Genomic DNA, 11,683 nt, shown 5'->3' with positions numbered 1-11,683 from the left:
CCGGCCATGTTCACCCCAGCGCCTTTGCCAGCAGCGTAATCGGATGTTCGCAGCGCTTGCTGGTGGACATCTCAATCTGCCACTTGCAGGTTTCGCAGTCCGTTACCACGATATCCGCGCCGCTCTCCTCAATCTGACGGAACAGAGGGGCGCCGATCGCCTGCGACGTTTCGTAGTTTTCACGCTTAAAGCCGTAGGTTCCCGCAATCCCGCAGCAGCGCGAGTCCAGCACCGTCAGCTCCAGCCCCGGGATTAACCGCAGCAGCTCCAGCGTATAGAGCGACCAGCCCATCTTCTCCATATGACACGGCGTGTGATAGACCACTTTCAGCGGCAATTTCCCCAGCGGCAACGTCTGCCCGCTGTCGAGCTTGCGCCACAGGAAGCGTGTCGCCAGCTCGATGTGCTCGCGCAGGCCGGTGTTGTCCACGTCCAGCAGATGCGGATACTCATCGCGCAGGGTGAAGGTACAGGTGGAAGAGGTCGCCAGCACCGGAATGCCTTTATCGACAATCGCTTCGCGCAGGGAGGTGACATTGCTTTGAGCCTGCCTGCGCGCTTTATCGGTAAACCCGTTGGCAATCAGCGGTACGCCGCAGCACTTCTCTTTGTTCAGTAACTGAACGCCTGTGCCCATGGCGTTTAGCACTTTCAGCAGGTCTTTACCCAGCTGCGGGTGGTTGTAATTCACATAGCAGCCGTGGAAAAAGGCCACCTGCTCGTCGTACTGCGCTTGCTCCGCCGCCACGGATTTATACCAGCGGCGGAAGGTGCCGTGAGAATATTTCGGCAGGCTGCGATGATGGTCTATCTTCAGCGTGGCATCCAGCAGCTGGCGCACCGGTTTGAGAGAGGTCGCGGCATTCACCAGCGGGGCAAACGGTGTAGAGACGCTGCCCATCAGATCGGTATGGCTCAGAATCGCGTCTCGCAGCGACGGCTTTTGCGTGCTGTAGCGAGCCCGGGCGCGCTGGATGATATCACCGATTTTCACATCCGACGGGCAGGCGACTTCGCAGCGTTTGCAGTTGATGCAGTATTTCAGCGCCTCGTCGTACAGCTTGCCGTCCTTCAGGCGCAGACGCTCGCCGTCCGGCCCGGCCTGCTTTGGCCCGGGATAGCGTGGATTCACGCCGCTGACCGGGCAGACGGTGGTACACACCGTGCATTTGATGCAGCTTTCAAAACGGGTGTCGTTCATTGTTCAGCCTCCGTGCGCTGGCTAATCTGCTCTGCCACATACAGCGCCGTGACGGCGCAGACTCCGCCACCGCATCCCTGGGCAATGGGATCGTACCCGCCCAGCAGCGAACCGATGGCAAAGAGATTTCTGACGGGCCTACCGGAAAGCTGCGGATGCAGGTGGTTATCGACAATCACGCCGAACTGCTGCCAGGGCTGCGGCGAGAAGAAATCACTCTGATACCAGTCCGCGCGGGAGGCTCGCTGGCGAACGTCCAGCCCCATAATGGCTTCCCGAATGCCCTCCCGGCTGCTCAGCAGCCCGTTGCTGAAGAAACTGCCGCTTGCCAGCACCGTATAGCGGGCGCGAAGCGGAATATCCTCGTGGTTTCGCGTCCAGATTTCGCTTACCGCGTCGTCCACCAGCGTAATTTTCTTCACCTCATCCCCCGCCATCCACACCCCGCCCTGGGCAACAAACTGGCGCTGGAGCTGGGTGTGCAGGCGGATGCCGGGCACGGACGGGGGCAGCGTCGGCAGCAGGCCGAGCGAGCAGGGCAGACGATCCGAGAGCCAGCGCCAGAGCCGGTTGTCGCGTAAACCGAAGCAGGCGGGCATCAGCAGGGCGTCACAGCTGTCGCTAAGCGGCCTGAGGGCGTCATACAGCAGCGGCCATTTCTCTTCGTTATCCAGAAAACGGGCGATATTCACCGCGCGAAACTCGCTCGGGTTGTCGCGCAGGACATCCAGCTCAGGCAGTTCTATCTCTGCCGTTTCGGCATTGATGCCCTGGCGGCAAAGTGATGCCGCCGCGAGATGGGGCTGGAAATCCAGAAAGCCACTAATCCCTACCACCCGCACGCGTCCCGCGCGAATGGGGGCAACGGGCACCTCCTCCGGGCTGAGCCACGCGGAACGCAGGGTGCCGAGCGGCGTTACGCGCTGATGATTGAGCCGGGCGCTGCCCTGCAGACGTGCGCCGCAGTCCGCCAGCAGCGCTTCGGTCTCCAGCGCAAAGCGGTCAATATGCTGCGCGCCAATCAGGTGATACGGGTGCTCCGGCGGCAGCTTATCGCGGTACGCTTCGTCTATCAGATCCAGCGAGCCCGACGAGAAGTGCAGGGCGCTCTGGCCCCGGGTGATAATGGCGCAGCGCAGACCCTGCTTCGTGAGCCTGATGCCGCAGAGCAGGCCCGCCAGCCCGCCGCCGACAATCACGGTATCAAATTTCATCGCGTTGCTCCTTCTCAAGACCGCAAAGCCCCTGGTAGACCCAGCGGGTAAATTCGCTTTCGCGCAGCGCATCGCCCCAGGCGACGGGCTGAATGCCTTTCCAGCGCTCGTTTAAAAATGCGCTGAGCTGATCGAGCGACTGGGTGGCGGTGGTAGTGTGAAAACGCTGCAATAATCCAGCGGCACGACAGGCGCACAGCTCGCCCTGACAGGTACCCATTCCAACGCGGGTGCGGCGGCGGAGATCGAGCAGGCTGGTGACCGTCAGATTCTCCACCGCGTACTGCACCTCACCGGCGGTGACGGCTTCGCACTCGCACACCAGGCTGCGGCTCAGTCGTCCTTCACCAAGCCACAGTGGCGTTCTGTCGCCGTGGCGGTAAATAGCGGACCCGCGCAGCGGCGCGGGCAGGGAGATGATTTTCTGCAGCCTTTTTTCGGTGGACTGCCGCGATCCCGGCAGCGGCTGTTCCGCCGTCACGCACGGCTCGGTATTGCCCAGCTTACGGCAGACGGCATCGGTTGCCCACTCGGCCATCAGGCGATAGGTCATCAGCTTGCCGCCGGTGATGGTGATAAACCCGTCCATGCCGTCGCGTTCGGCGTGATCGAGCAGCACGATGCCCCGGCTGACGTTACGTCCGCTCGGGTCGTTGTCGCTGGCGACCAGCGGACGCACGCCCGCGTAGGCGCGCAGAATGCGCGTCTGCGCCATCACCGGCGCCAGTTTTTCCCCTTCGCGCAGCAGGATATCCACCTCTTCAGCGGTAACGCGGTTGTAGTCAATCTCGCTGTAGTCCACGTGGGTTGAGGTCGTCCCGATTAACGAAATGGTATCTCCCGGCACGAGGATATCGGCGTCAGACGGTTTGCGGCAGCGGTTGATCACGTGGTTATTAATGCGGTGGTCGAGGATCAGCAGCGAGCCTTTCGCCGGGAACATGCGCACCGACAGGTCAGCGTATTCCGCAATGCGCTGCCCCCAGATCCCCGCCGCGTTGACCACCACGGTGGCATACAGCTCGCTGTGTTCATTGTATTGCGCATTAAAAAGCCGCACGCCGCAGATGCGGTGGCCTTCGCGGATAAGACCGGTCACTTCATGTCCGGTGAGGATATGCGCGCCATGCTCCCGGGCGTCCAGCATGTTGGCGGCGGTCAGGCGGAACGGATCGACGGTACCGTCAGGGACTTTCACCGCGCCGATGAGCGCCGGGTTAACCGACGGTTCCAGCCGCCGCGCCAGCGCAGGATCTATGGCCTCAGCCCGGATGCCTGCTGCAGTGCAGGCGGTAATAAAGGTGTCCTGAAAAGCGAGATCATCTTCGGGAAGGGTAATAAAGAGGCCGTCGGTCGGCTCAATGCAGTGGAGGGCGATACGCTTGAGGATCTGGTTTTCAGCAATACATTCGCGCGCGGATTCCGCGTCGGTGACCGCATACCGGGCGCCGCTGTGCAGCAGGCCGTGGTTACGCCCGGTTGCGCCCGTGGCGATATCATGGCGTTCCAGAAGCGTGACGCTTAAGCCGCGAAGGGCGCAGTCGCGCGCGATCCCGGCGCCGGTTGCGCCACCACCAATGATTATCACATCACTATAACGAGGATCGTGACTGGTCATTGTTTACCCTCTATGTTCGTTTTTTATCATTTAGCCATATTAATTTTGTGGTTTGTTTGATTTCGAACATAAACGCGCGGAATTCGAAAGTGAAACGTGATTTCATGCGCTTTTTTGCGCATTCTGTCATATTTCTGTAACAATCTGTGCGTTGATTCACAGTAACAATCACCGTGATTTCTTAACATCCCCGCCTCTGGAATTCAGGTGCGAGCCACCTGCTCATTCATTTCAAGGCCACGGAGGCTGTTATGCTCAGTATCTTCAAACCTGCGCCGCACAGGGCGCGTCTGCCAGAGGCAGAAATAGATCCGCTCTATCGCCGTCTGCGTTGGCAAATCTTCCTGGGGATCTTCTTCGGGTACGCGGCGTACTACCTTGTACGTAAAAACTTCGCGCTCGCCATGCCGTATCTGGTGGAGCAGGGCTTTTCCCGCGGCGATCTGGGGTTCGCGCTGTCGGGGATCTCCATCGCCTACGGTTTTTCCAAATTCATCATGGGCTCCGTGTCGGATCGCTCGAATCCACGCGTGTTCCTGCCCGCCGGTCTGATCCTGGCGGCCGCGGTCATGCTGTTCATGGGCTTTGTGCCGTGGGCTACCTCCAGCATTGCCATCATGTTCGTGCTGCTGTTCCTCTGCGGCTGGTTCCAGGGGATGGGGTGGCCGCCGTGCGGGCGTACCATGGTGCACTGGTGGTCGCAGAAAGAGCGCGGCGGCATCGTGTCGGTGTGGAACTGCGCCCATAACGTGGGCGGCGGTATTCCGCCGCTGCTGTTCCTGCTGGGGATGGCCTGGTTCAACGACTGGCATGCGGCGCTCTATATGCCTGCCTTTGGCGCCATTCTGGTGGCGATTATTGCCTTTGCCCTGATGCGCGACACGCCGCAGTCCTGCGGCCTGCCGCCGATTGAAGAGTACAAAAACGACTATCCGGATGATTACAGCAAGGAGCATGAAGAAGAGCTGACCGCAAAACAGATCTTCATGAAGTACGTGCTGCCGAACAAGCTGCTGTGGTACATCGCGGTGGCGAACGTGTTCGTTTACCTGCTGCGCTACGGCATCCTCGACTGGTCGCCAACCTACCTGAAAGAGGTGAAGCACTTCGCGCTGGATAAATCCTCCTGGGCCTATTTCCTGTATGAATACGCCGGGATCCCAGGCACGCTGCTTTGCGGCTGGATGTCGGACAAAGTGTTTAAAGGTAACCGCGGCGCGACGGGCGTGTTCTTTATGACCCTGGTGACCATTGCTACCGTGGTGTACTGGCTCAACCCGCCGGGCAACCCATCAGTAGATATGGCCTGCATGATCGTCATCGGCTTCCTGATTTACGGTCCGGTGATGCTGATCGGTCTGCATGCCCTGGAGCTGGCGCCGAAAAAAGCGGCGGGCACGGCGGCGGGCTTTACCGGCCTGTTCGGCTACCTCGGCGGTTCGGTTGCGGCGAGCGCCATCGTCGGCTACACCGTTGACTTCTTCGGCTGGGACGGCGGCTTTATGGTGATGATCGGCGGTAGCGTGCTGGCGGTACTGCTGCTGATTGTTGTGATGATCGGTGAGAAACGTCACCACGCTGAAGTGCTGGCACGTCGTCAATAAGGAGCTTTGCGATGAAATTAACTCAGTTAGCGACAGGCCTGCTGCTGGCGGGCCTGATGACCGGGTCCGCGCTGGCGGCGGATAAAATCGTTATTGCCCACCGCGGCGCGAGCGGCTATCTGCCAGAGCATACGTTGCCGGCAAAAGCGATGGCCTATGCGCAGGGCGCGGATTACCTGGAGCAGGATCTGGTTATGACGAAGGACGACCAGCTGGTCGTCCTGCACGATCACTATCTTGACCGCGTGACGGACGTGGCGGAGCGCTTCCCGGACCGCGCCCGTAAAGATGGCCGCTTCTATGCCATCGACTTCACGCTGGCGGAGATCCGCGCTCTGAAGTTTACCGAAGGCTTCGAGATTGAAAACGGCAGGAAGGTGCAGGTCTATCCGGGACGTTTCCCGATGGGCAAATCTGACTTCCGCATTCATACCTTCCAGGAAGAGATTGAGTTTGTTCAGGGGCTGAACCACTCCACCGGTAAAAACATCGGCATCTACCCGGAAATCAAAGCGCCGTGGTTCCACCATCAGGAAGGGAAGGACATTGCCGCGAAGACGCTGGAAGTGCTGAAACGGTACGGTTACACCAGCAAGAAGGACAAGGTCTACCTGCAGTGTTTTGATGCCGCCGAGCTGAAGCGCATCAAAACAGAGCTGGAGCCGAAGATGGGGATGGATCTCAATCTGGTACAGCTGATTGCCTACACCGACTGGAACGAAACCCAGGAGAAGCAGCCGGACGGGAAGTGGGTTAACTACAACTACGACTGGATGTTTAAGCCGGGGGCGATGAAGCAGATTGCGCAGTATGCCGACGGCATCGGGCCGGATTATCACATGCTGGTGGCGGAGGGCTCAGCGCCGGGCCACGTGAAGCTGACGGCGATGGTGAAAGAGGCGCATGCCAGCAAGATGCAGGTGCATCCGTATACGGTGCGTGCCGACCAGCTGCCGCCGTATGCCACGGATGTGAATCAGCTTTATGAGGTGTTGTATAACCAGGCGGGCGTAGACGGACTGTTTACGGATTTCCCGGATAAAGCGGTCGAATTCATTCACCGGAAGTAGGTTTGGCAGGTCGGGTAAGGCGAAGCCGCCACCCGACAATCAGGCTCTGCGGCCTGATGCCCTCACCCTAACCCTCTCCCACCGGGAGAGGGGATAAGGACAACATCACATCTCGATTTCGATATCGCCTTTTGCCCGGCAGCAGCAGGGCAAAATTTCCCCTTCGTTGATAAAGGCCAGCGGTTCGGTCAGCCAGTCCACCTGGCCGGCGACCAGACGGCAGCGGCAGGAGCCGCAGTAGCCGGAACGACACTGGTACTCTACTTCTACCTGATGCGCCTCAAGCGCTACAAGCAGAGAAGGATGCTCTTCCCGACACAGCACCTCAGTGCCGGAAAGACTTAACGTGACGCGTGACATCAGAGCTGGAAGTTGCTCAGGTCGTCGGTGTTGACTTCAGAATCAATCTGACCGACCAGATAAGAACTCACTTCCACTTCCTGCGGCGCGACCTGCACGTTATCGGACACCAGCCAGGTGTTGATCCACGGAATCGGGTTAGAGCGCGTCTGGAACGGCAGGTCGAGACCGACAGCCTGCATGCGGATGTTGGTGATGTACTCAACGTACTGGCACAGAATATCTTTGTTCAGGCCAATCATGGAGCCGTCGCGGAACAGGTAGTCTGCCCACTCTTTCTCCTGCTGAGCGGCCAGCACGAACAGGTCGTAGCACTCCTGCTTGCACTCTTCAGCGATTTCCGCCATCTCAGGATCGTCCGTGCCGCTGCGCAGCAGGTTCAGCATGTGCTGGGTACCGGTCAGGTGCAGGGCTTCATCACGGGCAATCAGACGGATAATCTTGGCGTTGCCTTCCATCAGCTTGCGCTCGGCAAAGGCGAAGGAGCAGGCGAAGCTGACGTAGAAGCGGATCGCTTCCAGCGCGTTGACGCTCATCAGGCACAGGTACAGCTGCTTTTTCAGCGCGCGCAGGTTCACGGTGATGGTTTTACCATCCACGTGGTGGGTGCCTTCGCCCAGCAGGTGCCAGTAGCTGGTCATCTCGATCAGCTCGTCGTAGTAATGGGCGATGCCTTCCGCGCGCTTCTGGATCTGCTCGTTGGTGACGATATCGTCAAACACCACCGCCGGATCGTTCACGATGTTGCGGATAATGTGCGTATAAGAGCGGGAGTGGATCGTCTCGGAGAACGCCCAGGTTTCCACCCAGGTTTCCAGCTCTGGAATCGAAATCAGCGGCAGCAGCGCCACGTTCGGGCTACGGCCTTGGATGGAGTCCAGCAGCGTCTGGTACTTCAGGTTGCTGATGAAGATATGTTTTTCGTGATCCGGCAGCGACTGGTAGTCAATACGGTCGCGGGAGACGTCCACTTCTTCGGGACGCCAGAAGAAGGAGAGTTGCTTTTCAATCAGCTTTTCGAAGATGTCATATTTTTGCTGATCGTAGCGTGCCACGTTGACCGGCTGGCCGAAGAACATCGGCTCTTTGAGCTGGTCGTTTTTCGTCTGTGAAAAGGTGGTATATGCCATTGCGGTGAGTCCTGTTGAGATTTTATTGCCCGGCGGCACTGCGTTTGCCGGGCCTACAAAACCGTAGGCCGGGTAAGCGTAGCGCCACCCGGCGAAGTGCTTAGATCTTACATGCGCCGCTTTCGCAGCCATCGTCCTGAATTGACGGTACCAGGTCATCCTGCGCGTCTTCCGCACCATCACGGGTGTTGTGATAGTACAGGGTTTTCACGCCAAATTTGTAGGCTGTGAGCAGGTCTTTCAGCAATTGCTGCATCGGAACCTTGCCTGACGGGAAGCGCGTCGGGTCATAGTTCGTATTGGCAGAGATCGACTGGTCGATAAACTTCTGCATGATACCCACCAGCTGCAGGTAGCCGTCGTTGTTTGGCATTTCCCACAGCAGCTCGTAGTTGTCACCCAGCGTCTCGTAATCCGGTACAACCTGACGCAGCACGCCGTCTTTCGAGGCTTTGATGCTGACGTGGCCGCGCGGTGGCTCAATACCGTTGGTGGCGTTAGAGATCTGCGAAGAGGTCTCGGACGGCATCAGGGCAGAGAGCGTGGAGTTACGCAGACCGTGAGTCTTGATGGACTCGCGCAGGCCTTCCCAGTCGAGATGCAGCGGCTCGCTGACGATCGCATCAAGGTCTTTCTTGTAGGTGTCGATCGGCAGAATGCCTTTCGCGTAGGTGGTTTCGTTGAACCACGGGCACGCGCCTTGCTCTTTCGCCAGCTCGTTAGAGGCTTTCATCAGGTAGTACTGAATGGCTTCGAACGTCTGGTGCGTCAGGTTGTTGGCGCTGCCGTCAGAATAACGCTTGCCGTTTTTCGCCAGCCAGTAGGCGAAGTTGATCACGCCGATACCCAGGGTACGACGGCCCATCGCACCGCGTTTCGCTGCCGGGATTGGGTAATCCTGGTAATCCAGCAGGGCGTCGAGGGCACGAACCGCCAGCACGGCCAGCTCTTCCAGCTCGTCCAGGCTCTTAATCGCGCCCAGGTTGAACGCAGACAGCGTACACAGCGCGATTTCACCGTTTTCGTCGTTGACGTCTTCCAGCGGCTTGGTTGGCAGGGCGATCTCCAGGCACAGGTTAGACTGGCGCACTGGCGCAACCACCGGGTCAAACGGGCTGTGGGTGTTGCAGTGGTCAACGTTCTGGATGTAGATACGGCCGGTAGAGGCACGTTCCTGCATCATCAGGGAGAACAGATCGACCGCCTTCACGCGCTGCTTGCGGATGCTGTCGTCTTTTTCGTATTTGGTGTACAGACGCTCGAACTCGTCCTGATCGGCGAAGAACGCGTCATACAGGCCCGGGACGTCGGACGGGCTGAACAGGGTGATGTCTTCGCCCTTCAGCAGACGGGTGTACATCAGCTTGTTGATCTGCACGCCGTAGTCCATGTGGCGCACGCGGTTGCCTTCGACGCCACGGTTGTTTTTCAGGACCAGCAGGCTTTCCACTTCGAGGTGCCACATCGGGTAGAACAGGGTTGCAGCGCCGCCGCGCACGCCGCCCTGAGAGCAGGATTTTACTGCCGTCTGGAAGTGCTTATAGAACGGGATACAGCCGGTGTGGAACGCTTCACCGCCGCGAATCGGGCTGCCCAGCGCACGGATACGTCCGGCGTTGATGCCGATACCGGCGCGCTGGGAAACGTATTTCACTATAGCGCTGGAGGTGGCGTTGATGGAATCCAGGCTGTCACCACACTCGATCAGCACGCAGGAGCTGAACTGACGAGTAGGGGTACGCACGCCAGACATGATTGGCGTAGGCAGAGAAATCTTGAACGTCGATACCGCATCGTAGAAACGCTTCACGTAATCCAGACGGGTATCACGCGGGTAGTTTGAGAACAGGCAGGCAGCCACCAGAATGTAGAGGAACTGGGCGCTTTCGTAGATCTCACCGGTTACACGGTTCTGAACCAGGTATTTGCCTTCGAGCTGCTTCACCGCCGCATAGGAGAAGTTCATGTCGCGCCAGTGATCGATAAACCCGTTCATCTGCTCGAACTCTTCTTCCGTATAGTCTTCCAGCAGATGCGTGTCGTATTTGCCCAGCTCAACCATTTTCACCACGTGATCGTAAAGCTTCGGCGGCTCAAACTGGCCGTAGGCTTTTTTACGCAGGTGGAAAATCGCCAGACGTGCAGCGAGGTACTGATAATCCGGTGCTTCGCGGGAGATGAGGTCTGCCGCTGCTTTAATGATCGTTTCGTGGATATCAGACGTTTTGATGCCGTCGTAGAACTGAATGTGAGAACGCAGTTCAACCTGGGAGATAGATACGTTGTTCAGTCCTTCTGCTGCCCAGTCGAGAACTCGATGGATTTTGTCCAGATTGATACGCTCGGTAGTACCGTCGCGCTTTGTCACCAGCAGACTCTGATTCATGTGGGTTTTACCTGTCCGTGAAATAAAAAATATCCCCCGCTTATCCACAGATCCGTCTTGTGACTAACTCTGTGGATAAATACTACATATAGGGGGTTTGCGATAAGAAAAACGCTATATGGTGAGTATTCTAGTATCGAATCTTTTCAGCACAAGGGTTGATTTTGACGTTAAATTGAGGTTGTGAAAGGGTAAAAAAGGCTAAGTCCTCGTACCGTAAGGCCTGGAAGACATGTCAATAATTAAGAAAAAAAATTCAAAATTTGATCGAGTGCTGATTTCTTCAACGAGAGGTCAGAATTGCGCAACATGGTGTCGCGCAATCTTTATAAGAATAACGAATGACGTTAGTCGTTTTTGGCGGTTGTGTGCAACATATAGTTAACATCAACGCCCGGTGCGAGTTTGAATTTATTGGTCAGCGGATTGTAGTGCAGGCCGGTGATGTGCTGCTCTTTGAGCCATGTCTGGTCAACCCAGCTTAACAGCTCCGCAGGCTTGATGAATTTCTTCACGTCGTGCGTGCCTTTCGGCACCATGCGCAGCACATACTCCGCGCCGACGACGGCCATCAGCCAGGCTTTAGCGTTGCGGTTGAGGGTTGAAAAGAAGACCTGGCCGCCCGGTTTCACCAGTTTTGCACAGGCGTGTACGACGGACTGCGGATCGGGAACGTGTTCCAGCATCTCCATACAGGTCACCACATCGTACTGATGGGCATGTTTTGCCGCGTGTTCTTCCACGGTTTCCTGCACGTAGTCTACCTGTATGCCGGACTCCAGCGCGTGAAGACGGGCAACCTGCAGCGGTTCAAAGCCCATATCCAGGCCCGTGACGTTCGCCCCTTCGCGCGCCATGCTTTCCGCCAGGATACCGCCGCCGCAGCCCACATCGAGCACTTTTTTACCGAACAGACCGCCGGAACGCTCCGCGATATAGCCCAGACGCAGCGGGTTAATACGGTGCAGCGGTTTGAACTCACCTTCGAGATCCCACCAGCGGGACGCCACCGCTTCAAATTTGGCAATCTCTTCGTGGTCAACGTTGTGAGCCACCGGGGATTTTTCGGCATTCATGGGCGCTTTTACTCCTTATTTAGC

General features: G+C 57.9%; 9 protein-coding genes. 2 read left to right on the top strand and 7 right to left on the bottom strand.

The features are described 5' to 3' along the window. Positions 1–10 precede the first annotated feature (10 nt). Genes glpC through glpA form a run of 3 tightly spaced genes read right to left on the bottom strand, consistent with a single transcriptional unit; the run spans position 11 to position 4,033 of the window. On the bottom strand, positions 11–1,201 hold the full coding sequence (gene glpC, locus V1587_RS17805) for an anaerobic glycerol-3-phosphate dehydrogenase subunit GlpC (RefSeq protein WP_371897324.1): 1,191 nt from the start codon (positions 1,199–1,201) through the stop codon (positions 11–13). Then, positions 1,198–2,415, bottom strand: coding sequence for a glycerol-3-phosphate dehydrogenase subunit GlpB (gene glpB, locus V1587_RS17800; protein WP_371897323.1), 1,218 nt, complete (start codon positions 2,413–2,415; stop codon positions 1,198–1,200). The genes glpC and glpB overlap by 4 nt, the downstream gene beginning before the upstream one ends. Beyond that, on the bottom strand, positions 2,405–4,033 hold the full coding sequence (gene glpA, locus V1587_RS17795; RefSeq protein ID WP_371897322.1) for an anaerobic glycerol-3-phosphate dehydrogenase subunit A: 1,629 nt from the start codon (positions 4,031–4,033) through the stop codon (positions 2,405–2,407). The genes glpB and glpA overlap by 11 nt, the downstream gene beginning before the upstream one ends. 251 nt (positions 4,034–4,284) lie before the next feature. On the opposite strand from glpA, the gene glpT reads away from it, so the two are divergent. Together glpT and glpQ are read left to right on the top strand one after the other, a co-directional pair. Then, positions 4,285–5,637, top strand: a complete 1,353-nt coding sequence (glpT, locus tag V1587_RS17790) for a glycerol-3-phosphate transporter (protein ID WP_045354273.1) — start codon at positions 4,285–4,287, stop codon at positions 5,635–5,637. Positions 5,638–5,648: 11 nt separating this feature from the next. Continuing rightward, positions 5,649–6,707 carry a glycerophosphodiester phosphodiesterase gene (gene glpQ, locus V1587_RS17785; protein WP_371897321.1) on the top strand — a complete coding sequence of 353 codons (1,059 nt, stop codon included), beginning with the start codon at positions 5,649–5,651 and terminating at the stop codon, positions 6,705–6,707. A gap of 105 nt (positions 6,708–6,812) precedes the next feature. Here glpQ and yfaE read toward each other — a convergent pair whose 3' ends face one another. The 4 genes from yfaE to ubiG form a co-directional block, all read right to left on the bottom strand. After that, positions 6,813–7,067, bottom strand: a complete 255-nt coding sequence (yfaE, locus tag V1587_RS17780; protein WP_008500234.1) for a class I ribonucleotide reductase maintenance protein YfaE — start codon at positions 7,065–7,067, stop codon at positions 6,813–6,815. Next, positions 7,067–8,197 (bottom strand): class Ia ribonucleoside-diphosphate reductase subunit beta, encoded by a 1,131-nt coding sequence (gene nrdB, locus V1587_RS17775; RefSeq protein WP_111965288.1) that lies wholly within the window; start codon positions 8,195–8,197, stop codon positions 7,067–7,069. Before nrdB ends, yfaE begins: the two co-directional genes overlap by 1 nt. Before the next feature lie 100 nt (positions 8,198–8,297). Beyond that, positions 8,298–10,583 carry a class 1a ribonucleoside-diphosphate reductase subunit alpha gene (nrdA, locus tag V1587_RS17770; RefSeq protein WP_045908710.1) on the bottom strand — a complete coding sequence of 762 codons (2,286 nt, stop codon included), beginning with the start codon at positions 10,581–10,583 and terminating at the stop codon, positions 8,298–8,300. A gap of 347 nt (positions 10,584–10,930) precedes the next feature. After that, the gene (gene ubiG, locus V1587_RS17765) at positions 10,931–11,659 is read right to left on the bottom strand and encodes a bifunctional 2-polyprenyl-6-hydroxyphenol methylase/3-demethylubiquinol 3-O-methyltransferase UbiG (RefSeq protein ID WP_045908709.1); all 729 of its coding nucleotides are present in this window, start codon (positions 11,657–11,659) and stop codon (positions 10,931–10,933) included. Between the last annotated feature and the right edge of the window lie 24 nt (positions 11,660–11,683).

This window comes from Enterobacter sp. ECC-249, from assembly GCF_043965265.1.
GTDB classification, from domain to species: Bacteria; Pseudomonadota; Gammaproteobacteria; order Enterobacterales; family Enterobacteriaceae; genus Enterobacter; species Enterobacter quasiroggenkampii.
This window is presented reverse-complemented; position numbering and strand designations above follow the sequence as displayed.